We start from the raw sequence: 19,548 nt of genomic DNA, 5'->3' as shown, positions 1-19,548 counted from the left end.
GTAATATTCGCAGTTCCGAATGGAACATGGGTTGCAGGTGCGGCAGAATTCAACGTCCTGCCGCCGTTTTTTAGCTCTCCGCCGCGCCGTCCGGCGACGATCAGCCGCGAATGCGCGCCATCGCCAGCACGTCGGCAAGCACCCCATTACGCAGCGCATAGGCCCTGTGCGTGCCCTCGGGTTCGAACCCGGTCTTGCGATAAAGCGCGATCGCCGCCTCGTTGTCGGTAAAGACGGTCAGTTCGATGCGGCTGATGCCGAGCCAGTTGTCGGCGGCATCGATCAACTCCGTCAGCAGCACCTTACCAATGCCCTCGCCACGATGGTCGTCGTCGACGCTGATGCCGAGCACCGCGGAGTGACGCCGGCGCCCCTTGTTGCGGTGCAGGCCGGCCATGCCGATGATCCGGCCGTCGCGCTCGGCGACGATCACCGTGTTGTCCTCCGACAGGCCCTCCATCCACTTGCGCGTCTGCTCCGGTGTCGAATAGGGCAGTCGGAGCGTGCCGGAGCGGATGCCCGGCTGGCTCATCAGCGCGGCGATCGCTTCCCAATCGACGATGCGCGCCGCTCGGATCTTCAGTGTCGGGGAGGTGGTCGCTTCAGTCATTGTTTCCTCTCAGGCTCACTACAGCGCCGCGCGTCAAATATGACGCGCAAAGGACGCTGTAACGCTTTTTAACTTGCTGCATAATTTCATCCGTAAATCGGATCCGATTTACGGAATTATGCAGTAGCTGCGAGGAAACAGGACCAAACCCTGCTCGCCTCGGCAGGGTTGGTCGGGGACAGTCCGCTTAACGCAAATGGTCTCCCGCACACCCCAGCGCGTGCGTGCAAAGCACCATTGCGATCATCGAACGATTGTCCATGCCGGAACGATAACAAGCGGCAGTGGAATTGCAAGCCGGTGCGGCAACCGGTTTGCAGATGGCGCTCAGGTCACCTGAAAGGCGATATAGATAAGCGTCGCGGCAATCAGCCAGAGGGCAATCCTGCCGGAACGGGTGTGGCGTGCCTCGGCCTTCCCGATGGCATGCGCCGTCTCGGCATCGAAACGCAGGCCATTTTCGCTCATGGCCATGATCTCGCTCGAGAATTTTTCCGTGCGGGCGGCGATTTCCGGGGCTGCTTCGGCCAGGCGAAGGGCCGCATGCAGGCCGTCGCGTAGATCGGTGACGATGCGCTTCGGCCCGAGATTGTCGCGGATCCACTTGCCGACGACCGGCTCGGAAGCCTTCCACATGTTGAAACGCGGATTGAGCGTGCGGGCGACGCCTTCGACGACGACCATGGTCTTCTGCAGCATGACCAGCTCGGGTCGTGTCTGCATGTCGAACAGCTCGGTCACCTCGAACAACAGCGTCAGCAGCTTTGCCATCGAGATGGTCTCGGCCGGCTGGCCGTGGATCGGTTCGCCGATGGCGCGGATCGCCTGGGCGAAGCTCGCGGCATCATGATGCGAGGGCACGTAGCCTGCCTCGAAATGCACGTCGGCGACGCGCTGGTAGTCCCGGGTGATGAAGCCGAACAGGATTTCGGCGAGGAAGCGGCGCTCCTTCTTGCCGAGACGGCCGACAATGCCCATGTCGACGGCGACGATATGGCCGACGTCGTCGACGAACAGGTTGCCCTGGTGCATGTCGGCGTGGAAGAAGCCGTCGCGTAATGTGTGGCGCAGGAAGGACTGGATCAGCGTATCGGCGAGCGCATCGAGATCGTGGCCGGCCGCCTTCAGCCCGTCGATATCGGACATCTTGACGCCGTCGATCCACTCCATGGTGACGACGTCGCGGCCGGTGCGTTCCCAATCGACCTTCGGCACGCGAAAGCCGGAATCTTCCTTGGTGTTCTCGCCGAGTTCGGAAAGGGCTGCCGCCTCCAGCCGAAGATCCATTTCGATCTTGGTCGTCTGCTCGAGCGTCTTTGTGACCTCGACCGGTCTCAGTCGCCGCGTGTAGGGCAGGAAACGTTCCTGCATGTGGCTGACGAGATACATCGCCTCGATGTCGGAGGCGAAGCGCTGGCGGACGCCGGGACGGATGACCTTGACGGCCACCTTGTCCGGCTGGCCGTCGCGCATGACGATGGCCGGATGAACCTGGGCGATCGAGGCGGCCGCCATCGGCTCGGAAAATTCGGCGTAGAGGTCCTCGACCTTCCGGCCGAGCGATCCCTCGATGGCGGCCTTGGCCTCGCTCTGCGGGAACGTCGCCATCTGGTCCTGCAGCAGCGACAGGTCGGCGGCAAATTCCGCGCCGACGACATCGGGACGGGTTGCCAGGAACTGGCCGATCTTCACATAGGACGGGCCGAGACGGGCGACGGCGCGCGACAGCCGATCGCTGCGCTCCTCGCCGGGCACCTTGCGGCGGGCGAAAAGCCCGGCTGCCTTCTGGGCGAAGCGGGCAAAGGGCGGCAGGTGTTCGGTCGGGACCGCCGAGACGACGCCTTCGCGCACGAGAACCCAGCCGATCCGCGCGAGGCGGACATATGCTCCAGCTGTGCTCATAAGATCAGATTTTCCAGCCGGAATGCAGCGCTGCGATGCCGCCGGTGTAATTGGTGAAGGAGACGCGGGAGAAGCCAGCCTCCTTGATCATGGCGGCAAAATCGCGCTGGTTCGGGAACTTGCGGATCGATTCCACCAGATACTGATAGGGCGCTTCGTCGCCGGTGATCAGCTTGCCGAACTTCGGGATCGCATTGAACGACCAGGCGTCGTAGAACCGGTCGAGAAGCGGCATCTCCACTTCGGAGAATTCGAGCACGAGCAGCCGCCCGCCGCGCTTCAGCACGCGATGGGCTTCCTTGAGCGCGACATCGATGCGCGGCACGTTGCGGATGCCGAAGGCGATCGTATAGGCGTCGAACGAGTTCGCCTCGAACGGCAGTTCCTCGGCATTGGCTTCGACGAAATCGAGGTTGGCCGAAAGCTTCTTCTTTTCCGCCCGCTCCGCACCGACGGCGAGCATCGAGCCGTTGATGTCCAGAACCGTCGAATGCGCCTTGCGGTCGGAGGCTTCGATGATGCGGAAGGCGATATCGCCGGTACCGCCGGCAACGTCGAGCGTCCTGTAGCCCTCGCGGCGCGGCGGATTGAGCGCGGCGATCATCGCATCCTTCCAGGCGCGATGCAGCCCGGCCGACATCACATCGTTCATGATGTCGTAGCGCTTGGCCACCTTATGGAAGACGTCGTTGACGAGCGGCTGCTTTTCGCCCGTACCGACGTTGCGGAAACCGAAGGAGGTTTCCATGCCGCCATTGGCCGATACCCGCTGATCCGTCATACGAAGAACTCCACCTGAACCAATTTTGCCGGCACCATAGCGAAATCGCCCGACCCGCGCTATCTCGGGGGCGGGGCCATGGCTGCGGCATAGCGCACCCCTATAGGATAAGTAGCCCGCCAAGGAAATGCCAACCGCCGGGCTTATGGTGGTTAAGAAAGCCAGGCCCGTGATGGCTGAGAAAAAAGGAGACGACGCATGCCGGAATTGCCGGAGGTCGAAACGGTAAAACGAGGCCTCGCGCCGACCATGGAAGGCGCGCTCCTCGTCAATGCAGAACTGCGTCGGCCGGATCTGCGTTTTCCCTTTCCTGTCAATTTTGCAGCCACTGTTGCCGGCCAGCGCATAGTCTCGCTGTCGCGCCGGGCAAAGTATCTGATGATCGATCTGGAGGCCGGTGACGTCATCATTGCCCATCTCGGCATGTCGGGCTCGTTCCGCATCGAGCAGGGTGCGCTGCCGGAAACGCCGGGCGAATTTCACCACCCGCGCGGCAAGGACGAGAAACACGATCACGTGATCTTCCACCTGGAAGGTGCGGCCGGCTCGGCCCGGGTCATCTATAACGATCCGCGCCGTTTCGGTTTCATGGATCTCGCCCGCCGCGATACGGTCTCAGCCCATGCCTTCTTCCGCGCGCTCGGGGAGGAGCCGACCGGCAACGCGCTCGATGCCGCCTATCTCGCCGGGCGCTTTGCCGGCAAGGCGCAGCCGCTGAAGGCAGCCCTGCTCGACCAGAAGAATATTGCCGGCCTCGGCAATATATATGTGTGCGAAGCGCTCTGGCGCTCGGGTCTGTCGCCCCTGAAGCCGGCCGGCGCGCTTGTCGACAAGAGCGGTCAGGCCAAGCCGGAGCTGCAGGGCCTGACCATTGCCATCCGCGAGGTCATTGCCGACGCCATTGCGGCGGGCGGCTCGTCGCTCAAGGATCATATCCAGGCCGACGGATCGCTCGGCTATTTCCAGCATTCCTTTTCCGTCTATGACCGGGAAGGGGAGGCTTGCCGCACGCCGGGTTGCGGCGGTACGGTCGCCCGCATCGTGCAGGCGGGGCGCTCGACGTTCCATTGCCCGCGCTGCCAGAAGTGAACATCCGGGTCCTGAAGGCCCCGGCCGCTGACACGAATTCGGAGGAGACGAGAATGAGTTATGAGACGCTGCTGGTCGAGACACGCGGACGCGTGGGCCTGGTCACGCTCAATCGCCCGCAGGCACTGAATGCGCTGAACTCGACCGTTATGCGCGAGCTCGCCGCGGTGCTGAAGGCATTCGATGCCGATAAGGAGATCGGCGCCGTCGTCATCACCGGTTCGGAGAAGGCCTTTGCGGCCGGCGCCGACATCAAGGAGATGCAGACGCTGGACTTCGTCGAAAGCTATCTGGGCGACTTCATCGGCGGCTGGGATCAGGTGGCAGCCGCCCGCAAGCCGGTCATTGCAGCCGTTTCCGGCTATGCCCTCGGCGGCGGCTGCGAACTGGCGATGATGTGCGACTTCATCATCGCCTCCGAGACTGCAAAGTTCGGCCAGCCGGAAATCACCCTCGGCGTCATCCCTGGTATGGGCGGTTCGCAGCGCCTTACCCGTGCCGTCGGCAAGGCGAAAGCCATGGACCTGGTGCTGACCGGACGGATGATGGATGCGACCGAGGCTGAGCGCGCAGGACTCGTTTCGCGTGTGGTGGCGCCGGAGAAATTGATGGAGGAAGCGCTTGCCGCTGCCGAGAAGATCGCGTCGTTCTCGCTGCCGGCGGTGATGATGGCCAAGGAGGCCGTCAATCGCTCGCTGGAGGTCACGCTTGCCGAAGGCTTGCGGTTCGAGCGCCGGCTTTTCCACTCGCTGTTTGCGACGGAAGACCAGAAGGAAGGCATGGCCGCCTTTGCGGGGAAGCGCAAGGCGGAGTTCAAACACAGGTAGATCAACGGGCGGCGCGCAGTTTTCTCCAAATTGCGCGTTGACGGGGCGGCTGTTTCTCGCTATATGCCGCCCTCAGTTTGGAACGCCAAATCTGGGCTTTCCGATAATGCTCCCGAATTGCTTTGATGACAGGTCGCAGTGACCCGGCACGGCGAGGGCGGAGTTCATGTCAGTTTTCGAAGAGAGGCATCAATGGCCAATACAACTTCGGCGAAAAAGGCGACCCGCAAGATCGCACGCCGCACTGCAGTGAACAAAGCCCGTCGTTCGCGCGTCCGTAACTTCGTCCGCAAGGTCGAAGAAGCGATCGCAACCGGCGATCAGGCAGTCGCAGCCGCGGCTCTGAAGGCCGCTCAGCCTGAGCTGATGCGCGCTGCCACCAAGGGCGTGCTGCATTCCAACACCGCTTCGCGTAAGGTTTCGCGCCTTGCACAGCGCGTGAAGGCGCTTTCGGCCTAATCCGGCTAATAAAAATCTGTTAATTGAGAGCCCGGCCCTTGCGCCGGGCTTTTCCGATTCATACATCTGTCACAGCGATGGTTAACCTGCACGACCTTTCTCGTGTCAATGCGATGACAGAATTTCTCTAGTTATTTCAGCGGCTTACGAGAGGTCATTGGCAAAAGGGCATCTCCGGCTGGGGGTCTTCCGGGCCTGTGATGAGTCAAGCGAATTTTTATTTTTTTTCTTTTTCGCCAGCTAATCAAAGAGCCGAAAATCAAAACCCTTGATTCAAAAGCGATTCTTCCCGGACTCGGATTGCGGCAAGCAAAAGGCAGCATGAGAGTCAACGGGCAGCGCTTAAGCTTGCGTAAAAATCGCGATTGATCTTGCCCATCGATCCTGCCTAAATGCCCTCCACAGGGGACACAGACCATATCTGTAAAGGGAAGTGCGGAGGCCATCTCAACGGGGATGGTTTCAAGCTTTCTGTTTCCTGTATCAGGGCGGCTACACGTCGTTCAATCAGACAAGTCGAGAACGAAAAACCGGATGGGTCAACCATTCCGGACGAGGACCTTTCGACTTCTGGTTGCCGGCGACGCCGCTTCTCAAAGTCAGGTGCAAGCGGTGCCTGACGCGAGGTAGAATCCAGCGCTCGGCTGTCCGCTTCGTACGAGGGTGCGAGACAGTTGTTGACGAGGAGGAGGATCCGGCACGGTCCAGGGCGGACCGGGGGATTTGTTGACTTAGAGGCGCGAGGGGACATCAGCCGGCCGATGAGGTCTGGCAGATGCGCGTAGCGCGCAGCCGGTCGGGAGATGAGGAGCCCGGTTGGACTGCGACTGTGACGTTCGGCAAAGCGGCATGACCTCCATGAGGAAGCTGTGGCTGCCGGACATACGAGATGGGGCCGGCAGAGATGACGGCGTCTGAACATAATCGGAAGGCGGCAAAATGCGGATGAATTTGGCGACGGCGGCGGGCGCGTTTCAAAAGGACGGCGGTGCGTTTCAGGCCGGAAGCAATCTATCTCAGGCGGCGGGGGATAAGCACGACATGAGGCATGACGCACTGTTCGAGCGGGTGAGTGCGCGTTTGAAAGCCCAGGTCGGTCCCGATGTCTTCGCCAGCTGGTTTGGGCGTCTGAAGCTCCATTCGGTTTCCAAGAGCGTCGTGCGTCTCTCGGTGCCCACGACATTCCTGAAGTCCTGGATCAACAACCGCTATCTCGATCTCATTACCCAGATCTTCCAGCAGGAGGACGGCGAAATCCTGAAGGTGGAGATCCTGGTGCGGACCGCCACCCGTGGCGCCCGTCCGGCTTCACCGGAAGAGACGCTGCCGCAGACAACGGAAACGGCTCCGGCAACGCCTGCACGGCGTCCGGCAACGGCTCAGTCCGTGGCCTCGGTCGCAGCTTCTGCGGTCGCCAGCGTTCAGCGGCCGACCCAGGCACCGCTTTTCGGCTCGCCGCTCGACCAGCGCTACACCTTCGACAGCTTCGTCGAAGGCTCTTCCAACCGCGTTGCCCTTGCCGCCGCCCGCACGATTGCGGAAGCCGGCGCCGGTGCCGTGCGCTTCAACCCGCTTTTCATTCATTCAAGCGTCGGTCTCGGCAAGACCCACCTTCTGCAGGCGATCGCCATTCAGGCGCTGCAGAGCGCCCGCGCGCCACGCGTCGTCTATCTGACGGCCGAATACTTCATGTGGCGCTTTGCCACCGCGATCCGCGACAACGACGCACTGTCGCTGAAGGAATCGCTGCGCAACATCGATCTCCTGGTTATCGACGACATGCAGTTCCTGCAGGGCAAGTCGATCCAGCACGAGTTCTGCCACCTGCTGAACATGCTGCTCGACTCGGCCAAGCAGGTCGTCGTTGCCGCCGACCGCGCCCCTTGGGAACTGGAATCGCTCGATAGCCGCGTTCGCTCGCGTCTTCAGGGCGGTGTCGCCATCGAAATGGACGGCCCGGATTACGACATGCGCCTCGAAATGCTGAAGCGCCGCCTCGACTCCGCCCGTCAGGACGATACCTCGCTGGATATTCCCGGCGATATCCTGAGCCACGTTGCGCGCAATATCACGGCCAGCGGCCGCGAGCTCGAAGGCGCCTTCAACCAGTTGCTCTTCCGTCGCTCGTTCGAGCCACAGCTGTCGATCGAACGGGTCGACGAACTGCTCGGCCATCTCGTCAATGCCGGTGAACCGCGCCGTGTCCGCATTGAGGACATCCAGCGCGTTGTTGCCAAGCATTACAACGTTTCGCGCCAGGAGCTGGTTTCGAACCGCCGCACCCGCGTCATCGTCAAGCCGCGCCAGATCGCGATGTATCTGTCGAAGACGCTGACGCCGCGGTCCTTCCCGGAAATCGGTCGTCGCTTCGGTGGCCGCGACCACACGACCGTGCTGCATGCCGTGCGCAAGATCGAGGAGTTGATCTCCGGCGATACCAAGCTCAGCCACGAGATCGAGCTTCTGAAGCGCCTGATCAACGAATAGGCGCCAGACTTGCTTTCTGATCACGCGAAAGGCCCGGGAAACCGGGCTTTTTTCGTTTCAGACGCTGCGTGCCTGCTCGACGATCCAGGCACGGAATGCGGTAACGGCCGGTCGATCTAGGGCGGATGGCGGATAGACCAGGTGATAGGCGAGATCGGTGGCGATGCCGGTCGGAAACGGCGCGATCAGCACGCCCTCGGCCAGCTCGCGCGAGACCAGCGACAGACGAACGAGAGCGACGCCATCGCCCGCTTTCGCCGCCTCGATGGCGCCATTGCTGTTGATGAACACCGGACCGCGTGTGGTCTCGATGCCTTCGGCGCCGACGGCCTCCAGCCACAGCTGCCAATCCAGCCTCTGGACATCATGTAGAAGCACGTGGCCCGAAAGATCGGCCGGTGTGGAAAGCGGATGCTTGCGGGCGAGCGCTGCATTGACGACCGGCACCAGCTCGTCATCGATCAGCCGCTCGCTCGCCAAGCCCTCATAGCGGCCGAAGCCGTGGCGGACGGCGATGTCGACGCCATCGGACACGAAGTCGGTTAGCCGGTTCGAGGCGCTGATGCGGATGTCGATGCCGTTGAGACGTTGCTCGAAATCGCTGATCCGCGGCACCAGCCACTGCGCAGCAAAGGTTGGCGTGCAGCTCACCGTCAGCACCGGCACGCGATTTCGCGCCGTCAGTTCCTCGGTCGCCTCCCGCATCATCCGGAAGGCGCGCCGCAGTGTAGAAAAATAGGTGCTGCCGTCTTCGGTCAGAACCATCTGTCGCGGCCGTCGCTCAAACAGCGTAACGCCCAGCGTCTGTTCCAGTTCGCGCACCTGCAGGCTGACCGCGCCGGGTGTGACGCTGAGCTCGCGCGCCGCGAGCGTCACGCTTAAATGCCGGGCCGTGGCTTCGAATGCCCGGAGTGCTGCAAGGGAGGGAAGAGACGTCATAATGATTTAGCCATACTCAATCATCGGAAGAGAAATGTTCGTTTGTACAAATACTAACATGCTGACAATATTTATGTAAATCGAGGTCATCCTGGACATTCATTTTGGATGGAAGCGAGCAACTAAATCGTTCGGAGGGTATGGAGATGCCGGAAACAATCAAGGTGATGGGGCCTGGTGAATGGGCCATGCTGATCGCTCTGTCCCTGTTATGGGGCGGCTCGTTTTTCTTCGTCGGCGTTGCGGTCAAGGCGCTGCCGCCTTTCACCATCGTTGCCCTGCGGGTCAGCCTGGCGGCGGCTGCACTTTTGATCTTCCTGCGCTTCACCGGGCGCTCGATGCCTCGCGACCCGCGCATCTGGCTTGCTTTCTTCGGCATGGGCCTGCTCAACAACCTGATCCCGTTTTCGCTGATCGTCTGGGGCCAGACCCATATCGCCAGCGGCCTTGCGTCCATCCTCAATGCGACGACACCACTCTTCGGCGTCATCGTCGCCCATCTGCTGACCGATGACGAGAAGCTGACCACCAACAAGCTCTCCGGCGTGTTGATCGGTTTTCTCGGTGTGGCGGTGATGATCGGCCCTGCGGCGCTCGGCGGTCTCGGGTCGAATGTGCTGGCGCAGTTCGCCGTGCTGGGAGCCGCACTTTCCTATGCCTTTGCCGGCGTTTTTGCCCGTCGTTTCAAGCGGATGGGCGTTGCGCCCATCGCCACCGCCACAGGGCAGGTCAGTGCATCGAGCATCATGCTGGTGCCGATCGCGCTTCTCGTCGATCGCCCCTGGGCTTTGACCGTGCCGGGCATCGAGGTTTGGGGAGCGATCATCGGTATCGCCTTGATCTCGACTGCGCTTGCCTATGTGCTGTTCTTCCGCATCTTGGAAACGGCGGGTGTCACCAATCTGATGCTGGTGACGTTTCTGATCCCGGTCAGCGCCATTCTGCTCGGGGCCTTGTTTCTCGGCGAGAGCCTCGAGCCGAAGCACTTCTTCGGCATGGCGCTGATTGCCGCCGGCCTTGCCGCCATCGATGGCCGCCTGCTTCGGCGTTTCCGGCGCAAGACACCGGTCGATCCTGATCTTGCGTGCGGTGAGAATATCTGAAGGCGGTCAGTCCTTCTGAATGGCCGCGGCGGTGCGCAAGCGCCTGCCGTAGTCTTCGTATTTGAACCCGCGGTTGCGGGTATTTTTTTTGTCTGTCTTGTCGACTATCTCTTCTTCAGATCGTCCTTGTGACAGGAGCAGGAGAGTTCCAATGCTTTACGCCGTATTTTGCTACAACCAGGAAGACGTCACCGCCAACTGGACGAAGGAGGAGGACGATAAGGTCATGCGCGACCTTGCCGCCGTCCAGCGCAAATATGGCGATGCCGGCAAGCTGGGACCGGTGGCGCGGCTGCTGCCGACCACGGCGGCAACGACGCTCCGCCACACCGTTGGCGAGACCGTCGTGATCGACGGCCCGTTTGCCGAAACGAAGGAACAACTGCTCGGCTTCTATGTCGTCGATTGCGCTTCGCTGGACGAAGCGCTCGATTTCGCCCGCGAACTCAGTGCAGCCAATCCTGCTGATGGTTCCTATGAAATTCGTCCCCTTGCCATCTACAAGCCAAGTGAGTTTCCTTCATGACAGACACGACCTGGATCGACCTCGCACTTGTTTCTGCTCGGCCGCAGGCAATGGGCGCGCTTCTGCGCTATTTCCGCAATCTCGATACGGCCGAGGAAGCATTCCAGGAGGCCTGTATCCGGGCATTGAAGACCTGGCCGAAGAGCGGCCCACCGCGTGATGCCGCCGCATGGCTGATCTTCGTCGGCCGCAACAGCGGCATCGACAAGGTGCGCCGCCAGTCCCGCGAGACCGCACTGCCGCCGGAAGAATTGCTCTCCGATCTCGAGGATCAGGAGAGCGATCTTGCCGAACGGCTGGATGGTTCCCACTACCGTGACGATATCCTCAAGCTGCTGTTTGTCTGCAGCAATCCGGTCCTTCCGGCAACGCAGCAGATCGCGCTGGCGCTGCGGATCGTCTCCGGCCTTTCGGTCAAGCAGATTGCCCGTGCCTTTCTCGTCGGCGAGGCGGCGATGGAGCAGCGCATCACCCGGGCTAAGGCCCGCGTCGCTGCCGCCGGCATCGCCTTCGAAACGCCTGACGCGGCCGATCGGTCGGAGCGGCTGGCGGCCGTTGCAACGATGATCTACCTGGTTTTCAACGAGGGCTATTCGGCGATGAACGGGCCGGACAGCGTCTCGGCCGACCTCTGCGAAGAAGCGATCCGGCTCGCGCGGCTGCTCCTGCGGCTGTTTCCCTCCGAGCCTGAAATGATGGGGCTAACGGCGCTGCTTCTGCTGCAGCACTCGCGCTCGCGAGCGCGTTTCGATGTCGATGGCGGCATCATCCTGCTCGACGATCAGGATCGCAGTCTCTGGAAAAAGCCGCTGATCATCGAGGCGCTGGCCATGATCGACAAGGCGGTGCGCCATCGCCAGCCAGGCCCCTACCAGATCCAGGCGGCGATCGCCGCGCTGCATGCACGTGCAACCCGTCCAGACGAGACGGACTGGGAAGAAATCGACCTGCTCTACCAAGCGCTGGAGCGACTGCAGCCGTCGCCGGTGATCACGCTCAACCGCGCCGTTGCAGTCTCGAAGCGGGACGGACCGGAAGCGGCGCTCGCGTTGATCGAGCCGCTTGCCGAAAAGCTCGCCGGTTACTTCTACTTCCATGGGTTGAACGGGGCGCTGTTGAAGCAGGCAGGCCGGGTCCGTGAGGCGCGCGTCGCCTTTGACCGTGCGATCGCGCTGGCCACCAATGCCGCCGAGGCCTCCCACATCCGCATGCAGCTCGACCATTTGAGCAGGGATGCGGGCGAAAAAGACCTGGTAGAAGAAAAAAGATAAAAATCCTGTCGGCGGTTGTCGGAACCGTGGCTGCAACTTCGTCCTTGGACTGAACCCGCTGATGGAGAAGCAAGCTATGACCGTTGTCACCGAAATCAAAGCCGCCGATGACCGCGAACTGGTCATCACCCGCCTGATCGATGCGCCGCGAGAACTCGTCTATCGCTGCTGGACCGATGCCGAGCTGCTGAAGAAGTGGTTCGCGCCCTCGCCCTGGACGACCCCGGAGGCAAAGCTCGACGTTCGCGCCGGCGGGGCCAGCCGCATCGTCATGCGCTCACCCGAGGGCGAGGATTATCCCAATCTCGGTGTCTATCTCGAAGTGGTGCCGAACGAGAAGCTGGTCTTCACAGACGCCTTCACCGATGCATGGTCGCCGTCCGACAAGCCGTTCATGGTCGTGACCATCACCTTCGAGGATGTCGGGGCCAAGACCCGCTACACGGCACGCGTTCGCCATTGGTCTGTCGAGGATCGCGAAGCCCACGAAAAGATGGGCTTTCACGAAGGCTGGGGCCAATGCGCCACCCAGCTCGAAGGGGCAGCCAAACAACTCTGATCAAGCCCAGGGCTCGACGGCCGTCGCCCTCGCGCCTGCCACCATAGCGAAAGGAGACCCACCATGTCTGTGATCGACAACAAGACTGCAGCCGTCGCCGAAATCCGTGCGGTGATTGATGACTGGGCGGATGCCTTGCGGGTGAAGGACGCAAAGCGCGTCATCGGCCATGGCACGCCGGATTGTGTCCTCTTTTCGTTGGCGCCGCCGCTGAAGACTTCCGATGCCGGCGAGGGCGGGCTCGAACAGTGGTTTTCCACCTGGCGTGGACCGCTTGGCTATCGCTTCGAGGACCTCGATGTCTCGGTCGGCGGCGATGTCGCTTTCGTCAGCATGCTGACAGAGCTTTCCGGCGAGAAGATCGATGCCGGGAAAATATCGGTCTGGTTCCGCCAGACCCTTGGACTGAAACGCACGGCCGCTGGCTGGAAGATCGCACACCAGCACGAGTCGGTGCCGTTCTATATGGACGGCAGCCTCAAGGCCGCCGTCGATCTCAACCCGAAATCGACGATCGACTCGCAAGCGGCGGCGCCACCGCCGATGCCGGGCCCGATTGCCTATCTCTGCGTCGAGGATGCGGCCGCGACGGCCGATTTCTACGTCAGTGCCTTTGCCGCAACCGATGGCGGACGCATGCTGGCCGAAGACGGCAAGCGGCTGATGCATTGCCATCTGACGATCAATGGCGGCGCATTGATGCTCAACGATCCCTTCCCGGAACACGGCATGCCCTATGCCGCACCCCAAGGCGTGGTCCTGCATCTGGTGGTCGAGGACGCGCAATTCTGGTGGGACCGCGCGGTTGCCGCCGGCGCCGAGGTGACGATGCCGCTTGCGGTCGCCTTCTGGGGCGATCTCTATGGCCAGCTGCGTGATCCCTTCGGCATCCGCTGGGGCATCGTCGGGCCGGCGAAGAAGACAGACTGACAAACGATTTGTGATAACGGGAAACGAGGAGACCTCCCCGAATGAATACTGCTCTTGTTATGCCGGCTCCGGCTGGAAAAATGGTGATGCTCGGCCGCGTGTTGAGCGGTCTGGTTGTTGCGTTCCTGGCCTTCGACGGAGCGATCAAGCTCGTGCCATTGGACGTGGTGACCGAGACTTTGGCGGTACTCGGCTATCCTGCCGACGTGGGCCTTGCGCGCACGCTCGGCGTGCTCACGCTTCTGTGCGCCGTGCTCTACGCGATCCCGAGAACGTCGGTTCTCGGCGCCATTCTGCTCACCGGTTATCTCGGCGGCGCCATGGCGACCCATCTGCGTGCGGATAGCCCGATCTTCACCCATTTGCTGTTCGGCTTCTATCTCGGCGTCATCGCCTGGGCCGGTCTGTGGCTGAGAGACCGTCGGGTGCACGACCTGATTCCGTTCAAGAACGAGACGCAAGCTTAAGGAGAATTTTCGCGATGAGCAAAACGGTCAGCGACTACATTGCAGGTCTTTCCGGTGCTCCGGCTGACGTGGCGAAAGAGTTGCACGGTGCCATCCTCGCCGCCGGCGGCACCAAGGACAGCGTGAAATGGGGCCATCCGATCTACGAGGCCGGCGGACCGGTCTGCCTGATCAAGGCTGCCAAGGACCACGTGACCCTCGGCTTCTGGCGCGGCGCCGACATGCTCGATCTCGACCCGCGTCTGGCCAAGGGCGGCGGTAAGGGCGACATGGCCTATATCAAGGTGAAGGCGTTGGGCGAGGTCGAGCAGGCTCAAGTGGCGCGGCTGGTGGCCAGGGGCATCGCCCTCAATGTCGAAAAGGGCGACCCGTTCAAATCTTGAACGACGAAACAAACTTGCAAAGGGCGCTCTGAAACAGAGCGCCTTTCTCTTTGCCGATGCAATACATCTTCGCGGGACCGGATAATTTCCTTCCAACAACTGCGAGGCACGATGATCCTCTACTATCAGACCCATTCCCCCTTCGCCCGCAAGGCGCTCGTCTTCGCCCACGAGGTCGGCATCGCCGAGCGATTGCAGGTGATCCACCACGAGACCAGCCCGACGCTTCGCAATGACCAGGTTCATGCTGAAAATCCGCTCGGCAAGGTGCCGGTGCTCTTGCGCCCCGACGGTGAGGCGATCTTCGATTCCGACGTCATCTGCGCCTATTTCGATACGTTGCATGGCGGCCGCAGGCTGATCCCCGAAAGCGGCGAGGCACGCTGGTGCGCCTTGAGATTGCAGGCGGTCGCGCAAGGATTGGCGCAGGCGGGGATCGGGCTGCGCTGGGAAACGGAGCGCCGCCCGGAAGGTCTGCGCTATCCGGCCTTGGCCGACGGCTACACTGAAAAGGTCGAGCAGACCTATGACTGGGTGGAGCAGACGCTCGATGCCGACGCGCCGCTCGATATCGGCCACATCGCTCTCGCCACCACTTTGTCCTGGATGGCCTTCCGCCACCTGCCGTCGTTCCGTGGTCGCAGGAAGCTCACCGACTGGTTCGATGCCTTCGAGGAGCGCCCGTCGATGCGGGCGACGCCGCTTTCCGGCGAGACGGGCGATTAATGGTGGCCCGTTGGGCCGATGCAAGCTGGGGCATCCGCCCGCCTGCAAAGGCTCTAGCAGGCGAGGTCGGCGACGACGGCGTCGAGGATCAGCATGCCGGCGGGCGTGCAGCGCAGGCGCGAGTTGCCGAGCCGCTCGATAAAGCCGTGGTCGATCAGGAACTGTTCGCGGTCTGGATCGGGATCGCGGCCGGAGAGCGTCTGCCAGCGGGCGAGATCGACGCCTTCCTTCAGCCGCAGGCCCATCAGCAGCAATTCGTCCGACTGGGCCTCCAGATCGAGCACTTCGCGCTCGACCATGCCGTGGCCGTAGGTTTCTACCAGCCGCAGCCATTCCTCCGGCTTGCGTTCGGTGGCCGTTGCCACCTTGGCGCCGCCGACGCTGAGGCGGCCATGGGCACCCGGGCCGATGCCGGCATAGTCACCATAGCGCCAGTAGGTGAGGTTGTGCCGGCTTTCGGCACCTGGGCGGGCATGATTGGAAACCTCGTAGGCGGGCATGCCGATCGACGCCGTGATGTCCTGGGTCGCCTCGTAGAGGACTGCCGATTGTTCACCGTCCGGAACGATCAGCTTGCCAGCCTTGTGCAGGCCGAAGAAGGGCGTACCTTCCTCGATCGTCAGCTGGTAGAGCGACAGGTGGTCGACGGCATAGGAGACGGCCTCCTTGAGCTCGCGCTCCCATTCCTCGACGGTCTGGTTCGGCCGGGCATAGATCAGATCGAAGGACATGCGCGGAAAGATGTCGCGCGCCAGCCGGATCGCCTTCAGCGCGTCCTCGACATTGTGCAGTCGGCCGAGAAATTTGAGGTCGCGATCGTTCAGCGCCTGCACGCCGAGCGAGACGCGGTTGACGCCGGCGGCGCGGTAGCCGTGGAAACGCGTCGCCTCGACGCTCGAAGGGTTGGCCTCCATGGTGATCTCGATGCCATCGGGCACATGCCATTCGCGGGCGATGCCCGAGAGGATCGCGTCGACGGTTGCCGGATCCATCAGCGACGGCGTGCCGCCGCCCATGAAGATGCTGGTGACCGTGCGCGGGCCGGAAAGCTCGCGCGCGTCTGCCATTTCCTTGAGGAAGGCGGCGACGAAGCGCGGCTGGTCGACCGGCTGGTGGCGCACATGGCTGTTGAAGTCGCAGTAGGGGCATTTGGCCGCGCAGAACGGCCAGTGCACATAGATCCCGAAACCGGGATCCATGCCGTCACCGATCGCCGATAGCGTGGCCGTCTGCATTGTTGCGTCTCTCATGCGGTCGATCTTGATGACGTTGGGCCGATCGATCCAAGGTCATGACCGGTTCTAACAAATTGGAGCGGGGACGGTGCGGAAAAGCGCATGCACATTTCCGCGTCACGCTCCAAGGCAGGTTTCCGCGAAGATCTTGAAGGCGCGGGCACGGTGCGACAGGGCTTGGTCGTCGCCCGGCTTCCACCCGTGTTTCTCGTCTGCACTCATTTCGCCGAATGTGGTGTCGTAACCCTTCGGCTGAAAGACCGGATCATAACCAAAACCTTGGTCGCCGCGCGGCGGCCACACGACATGACCCTCGACCTCGCCGCGGAAAAGCTCGACATGGCCGTCCGGCCAAGCGAGGCAGAGCACGGAGACGAAACGGGCGGTGCGCTTTTCAGGCGCGCTTGCGCCCTTGTCCTTGAGCGCGTCCTCGACCTTCTGCATCGCCATGGCGAAATCGCGGCTGCCGTCTTCGCGCTCGGCCCAGTTGGCGGTGTAGACGCCAGGCGCACCGTCAAGCGCGTCGATCGCCAGGCCGGAATCGTCAGAGAGCGCCGGCAGGCCCGAGGCCCTGGCCGAGGCAAGCGCCTTGATCGTCGCGTTCTCTTCGAAGGTGGTGCCGGTTTCATCCGGCTCGACGAAGTTGAGGTCGGCTGCCGACTTCGCCTCGAAGCCGAGCGGGCCGATCAGGTCGCGGATCTCGCGGATCTTGCCGGCATTGTGGCTGGCGACGATGAGCGTCTTGTTGTCCAGTTTGCGCATGGTGTCTCGTCTAGTGAGCGGCGGACCGCCGGTGTTGGTTATTCAAGGTCCCAGAGGGCGGCTTCAGCACATTCCAGGCTGTTTCCGGCCGGGTCGCGGAAATAGAAGGAGCGGACACCGTTCGTCCAGCGTATTTCCGCTTCGATCGCGATGCCGGCGGCCTCGAGCTTGGCCTTCCAGGCATCGAGCGTGTCGCTCGCAAGGCGGAAACACATATGGCCGCCGCTATCCGTGCCGTGTGGCGGCACCGGGTACCGTGCGTCCGGCGGTGACGGTTTGATCGTCTCGGCCGGATTGAAGATCAACAGAACGCTCTGGCCGCACCGAAAGAAGACGTGCCGGTTACCGACACGTCCGATCCGTTCAAGGCCGAGAACGCCTCCGTAGAAGGCCTCGGCTGCGTCGAGATCGTCCACGTAAAGTGCAGTCTCGAGAATGCCTTCCAGCGCCGGGGCCATCGTTTCCGTCCTTCTCGTCAGCCGGCGATCGCCTGCTTCTGCAGCCCGACGAGCTCGGCAATGCCGGTTTTTGCAAGTCCGAGCAGGCTTGCGAATTCCTCTTCGCTGAAGGGCTTGCCTTCGGCCGTGCCCTGGATCTCGACGATGCCGCCGGTTCCGGTCATGACGAAATTCGCATCGGTCTCGGCGGCGGAATCCTCGAGATAGTCGAGGTCGATGATCGACTGGTTGGCGAAGATACCACAGGAAATGGCGGCGACATGGTCCTTCAGGACCTTCTCGACCTTCACCATGTTGCGGGCTTCCATCCATTTCAGGCAGTCGTGCAGCGCCACCCAGGCGCCGGTGATCGAGGCTGTGCGCGTGCCGCCATCAGCCTGGATGACGTCGCAGTCGATTGAGATCTGGCGTTCGCCGAGTGCGGGCAGGTCGACGACGGCGCGCAGCGACCGGCCTATCAGGCGCTGGATCTCCTGCGTGCGGCCGCTCTGCTTGCCGCTCGAGGCTTCGCGGCGCATGCGCTCGCCGGTGGCGCGCGGCAGCATGCCATACTCGGCCGTCACCCAACCCTTGCCGCCGTTGCGCAGCCAGGCCGGAACCTTTTCCTCAAGGCTGGCGGTGCACAGCACGTGCGTATCGCCGAACCGCACCAGACAGGAGCCCTCTGCGTGCTTGGAGAAATTGCGCTCGAACGAAACCTTGCGCATTTGGTCGATTTTTCTGCCGGATGGCCGCATCATCAAACTCCTATCGTATCTGGTGAGCCTTCTAGAGCATGGCGCAGCCAAAGGGAACCGGTGGATAGCCGGGGATCAGGGCGATTTTTCCCTTTTGCTATCGTGCGCCGGGATCACTATATTTCCGGCGGCAGGATTGGCCTGCGAACTTGGAGCGACATGGTACTGCGCAATCCCGGAGTGACCGATATCGCGGCGGCGCTTGACGAGCGTTCCGGTGAGATTTTCCGTCGCATCGTCGAAACCTATCTGGATAGCGGCGAGCCCCTTGGTTCGCGCAACCTCTCGCGGTTGCTGCCGATGTCGTTGTCGCCGGCCTCCGTGCGCAATGTGATGAGCGACCTCGAAGATCTGGGGCTGATCTATTCGCCACATATCAGTGCCGGCCGCCTGCCGACGCAGACGGGCCTGCGCTTCTTCGTCGATGCCTTCATGCAGGTCGGCAACCTCTCTCCCGAGGATCGTGCCTCGATCGATCGGCACGTGCGGCGCAGCGATCATGCCCAGCCGGTCGATACGCTGCTGGCAGAGGCGAGCCAGATGCTGTCGGGCATGTCACGCGGCGCCGGCCTCGTCATCACGGCCAAGAACGATCCCGTGCTCAAGCATGTCGAGTTCATCCGGCTGGCGCCCGCCAAGGCGCTCGCCGTGCTGGTCGGTGAGCATGATCAGGTCGAAAACCGCATCATCGAGCTTCCCGCCGGCGTGACGAGCTCGCAACTGACGGAAGCGGCGAATTTCCTGAACGCCCATCTCGCCGGCCAGACGATCGGCGAGGTGCGCTCGCAGCTTGAGACGGTCAAGCAGACCGTTCGAGGTGAACTCGATGCCCTGTCCCAGGATCTGGTCGAGCGCGGGCTGGCGATCTGGTCCGGCAATGAGGGCGATGAAAAGCCGGCGCGGCTGATCGTTCGCGGCCGTGCAAACCTGCTCGAGGGTCTAGAGGGAACCGAGGATATCGACCGCCTGCGCATGCTCTTCGACGACCTGGAAAAGAAGGACAGCCTGATCGAGCTGCTCGATCTCGCAGAGAGCGGCCCCGGTGTCCGGATCTTCATCGGTTCGGAGAACAAGTTGTTTTCATTGTCCGGTTCGTCACTGATCGTTGCGCCCTATCGCGACAGTGAAGATCGGATCGTCGGCGCCGTCGGTGTCATCGGTCCGACGCGGCTCAACTATTCGCGCATCGTGCCGATGGTCGATTACACCGCGCAGTTGATGTCGCGGCTTTCGCGTTGATCCGGCGCTTTTGGCCACAGGCTGCATTGAACCCTTGATTTTTCGGCCCTAAACCTCG

21 protein-coding genes are annotated in these 19,548 nt (G+C 62.3%); 13 read left to right on the top strand and 8 right to left on the bottom strand.

The window, feature by feature from the left end; all coding sequences use genetic code 11:
- Positions 1–100: 100 nt before the first annotated feature.
- From ABIE33_RS06590 to ubiE, 3 genes are all read right to left on the bottom strand, one after another.
- Entirely contained in the window at positions 101–610 is a 510-nt protein-coding gene (locus ABIE33_RS06590; RefSeq protein WP_429122835.1) for a GNAT family N-acetyltransferase, read from the bottom strand.
- Between the two features lie 327 nt (positions 611–937).
- Positions 938–2,512 carry a 2-polyprenylphenol 6-hydroxylase gene (ubiB, locus tag ABIE33_RS06585; protein WP_429122832.1) on the bottom strand — a complete coding sequence of 525 codons (1,575 nt, stop codon included), beginning with the start codon at positions 2,510–2,512 and terminating at the stop codon, positions 938–940.
- 4 nt (positions 2,513–2,516) lie between these two features.
- On the bottom strand, positions 2,517–3,293 hold the full coding sequence (gene ubiE, locus ABIE33_RS06580) for a bifunctional demethylmenaquinone methyltransferase/2-methoxy-6-polyprenyl-1,4-benzoquinol methylase UbiE (protein ID WP_429122829.1): 777 nt from the start codon (positions 3,291–3,293) through the stop codon (positions 2,517–2,519).
- 198 nt (positions 3,294–3,491) lie between these two features.
- Here ubiE and mutM point away from each other — a divergent pair, with 198 nt between their 5' ends.
- The 4 genes from mutM (at position 3,492) to dnaA (ending at position 8,155) form a co-directional block, all read left to right on the top strand.
- Positions 3,492–4,382: a bifunctional DNA-formamidopyrimidine glycosylase/DNA-(apurinic or apyrimidinic site) lyase gene (mutM, locus tag ABIE33_RS06575; protein WP_429122826.1), complete on the top strand. Its 891-nt coding sequence runs from the start codon at positions 3,492–3,494 to the stop codon at positions 4,380–4,382.
- A gap of 53 nt (positions 4,383–4,435) precedes the next feature.
- Positions 4,436–5,209: an enoyl-CoA hydratase gene (locus ABIE33_RS06570; protein WP_429122823.1), complete on the top strand. Its 774-nt coding sequence runs from the start codon at positions 4,436–4,438 to the stop codon at positions 5,207–5,209.
- Positions 5,210–5,401: 192 nt separating this feature from the next.
- Entirely contained in the window at positions 5,402–5,668 is a 267-nt protein-coding gene (rpsT, locus tag ABIE33_RS06565) for a 30S ribosomal protein S20 (RefSeq protein WP_053248916.1), read from the top strand.
- A gap of 939 nt (positions 5,669–6,607) precedes the next feature.
- A complete protein-coding gene (dnaA, locus tag ABIE33_RS06560; RefSeq protein WP_429122820.1) occupies positions 6,608–8,155 on the top strand; it encodes a chromosomal replication initiator protein DnaA in 1,548 nt (515 codons plus the stop codon).
- A gap of 57 nt (positions 8,156–8,212) precedes the next feature.
- Here dnaA and gcvA read toward each other — a convergent pair whose 3' ends face one another.
- Positions 8,213–9,097 carry a transcriptional regulator GcvA gene (gene gcvA, locus ABIE33_RS06555; RefSeq protein WP_429123153.1) on the bottom strand — a complete coding sequence of 295 codons (885 nt, stop codon included), beginning with the start codon at positions 9,095–9,097 and terminating at the stop codon, positions 8,213–8,215.
- A 143-nt stretch (positions 9,098–9,240) separates the two neighbouring features.
- On the opposite strand from gcvA, the gene ABIE33_RS06550 reads away from it, so the two are divergent.
- The 8 genes from ABIE33_RS06550 (at position 9,241) to ABIE33_RS06515 (ending at position 15,059) form a co-directional block, all read left to right on the top strand.
- Positions 9,241–10,197, top strand: a complete 957-nt coding sequence (locus tag ABIE33_RS06550) for a DMT family transporter (RefSeq protein WP_429122817.1) — start codon at positions 9,241–9,243, stop codon at positions 10,195–10,197.
- Positions 10,198–10,348: 151 nt separating this feature from the next.
- A complete protein-coding gene (locus tag ABIE33_RS06545; protein WP_429122815.1) occupies positions 10,349–10,723 on the top strand; it encodes a YciI family protein in 375 nt (124 codons plus the stop codon).
- A complete protein-coding gene (locus ABIE33_RS06540) occupies positions 10,720–11,994 on the top strand; it encodes an RNA polymerase sigma factor (protein WP_429122812.1) in 1,275 nt (424 codons plus the stop codon). The genes ABIE33_RS06545 and ABIE33_RS06540 overlap by 4 nt, the downstream gene beginning before the upstream one ends.
- Positions 11,995–12,070: 76 nt before the next feature.
- Positions 12,071–12,553: an SRPBCC family protein gene (locus ABIE33_RS06535; RefSeq protein ID WP_429122809.1), complete on the top strand. Its 483-nt coding sequence runs from the start codon at positions 12,071–12,073 to the stop codon at positions 12,551–12,553.
- Positions 12,554–12,616: 63 nt separating this feature from the next.
- Entirely contained in the window at positions 12,617–13,483 is an 867-nt protein-coding gene (locus ABIE33_RS06530; RefSeq protein ID WP_429122807.1) for a nuclear transport factor 2 family protein, read from the top strand.
- 41 nt (positions 13,484–13,524) lie between these two features.
- Positions 13,525–13,950, top strand: coding sequence for a DoxX family protein (locus tag ABIE33_RS06525; RefSeq protein WP_429122805.1), 426 nt, complete (start codon positions 13,525–13,527; stop codon positions 13,948–13,950).
- Positions 13,951–13,964: 14 nt separating this feature from the next.
- Positions 13,965–14,333: a DUF1801 domain-containing protein gene (locus ABIE33_RS06520; RefSeq protein ID WP_429122802.1), complete on the top strand. Its 369-nt coding sequence runs from the start codon at positions 13,965–13,967 to the stop codon at positions 14,331–14,333.
- Positions 14,334–14,444: 111 nt separating this feature from the next.
- The gene (locus ABIE33_RS06515) at positions 14,445–15,059 is read left to right on the top strand and encodes a glutathione S-transferase family protein (RefSeq protein WP_429122799.1); all 615 of its coding nucleotides are present in this window, start codon (positions 14,445–14,447) and stop codon (positions 15,057–15,059) included.
- A 53-nt stretch (positions 15,060–15,112) separates the two neighbouring features.
- Here ABIE33_RS06515 and hemW read toward each other — a convergent pair whose 3' ends face one another.
- The 4 genes from hemW to rph form a co-directional block, all read right to left on the bottom strand.
- Positions 15,113–16,294 (bottom strand): radical SAM family heme chaperone HemW, encoded by a 1,182-nt coding sequence (hemW, locus tag ABIE33_RS06510; protein WP_429123150.1) that lies wholly within the window; start codon positions 16,292–16,294, stop codon positions 15,113–15,115.
- A 117-nt stretch (positions 16,295–16,411) separates the two neighbouring features.
- A complete protein-coding gene (gene rdgB / locus ABIE33_RS06505; RefSeq protein ID WP_429122796.1) occupies positions 16,412–17,056 on the bottom strand; it encodes an RdgB/HAM1 family non-canonical purine NTP pyrophosphatase in 645 nt (214 codons plus the stop codon).
- 38 nt (positions 17,057–17,094) lie between these two features.
- On the bottom strand, positions 17,095–17,514 hold the full coding sequence (locus tag ABIE33_RS06500; protein ID WP_429122794.1) for a VOC family protein: 420 nt from the start codon (positions 17,512–17,514) through the stop codon (positions 17,095–17,097).
- 17 nt (positions 17,515–17,531) lie between these two features.
- Positions 17,532–18,251, bottom strand: a complete 720-nt coding sequence (rph, locus tag ABIE33_RS06495; protein WP_429122792.1) for a ribonuclease PH — start codon at positions 18,249–18,251, stop codon at positions 17,532–17,534.
- A gap of 159 nt (positions 18,252–18,410) precedes the next feature.
- Here rph and hrcA point away from each other — a divergent pair, with 159 nt between their 5' ends.
- The gene (hrcA, locus tag ABIE33_RS06490) at positions 18,411–19,490 is read left to right on the top strand and encodes a heat-inducible transcriptional repressor HrcA (RefSeq protein ID WP_429122789.1); all 1,080 of its coding nucleotides are present in this window, start codon (positions 18,411–18,413) and stop codon (positions 19,488–19,490) included.
- The last annotated feature ends 58 nt before the right edge of the window (positions 19,491–19,548 follow it).

Source organism: Ensifer sp. 4252, assembly GCF_050434565.1.
Classification (GTDB): Bacteria; Pseudomonadota; Alphaproteobacteria; order Rhizobiales; family Rhizobiaceae; genus Ensifer.
This window is presented reverse-complemented; position numbering and strand designations above follow the sequence as displayed.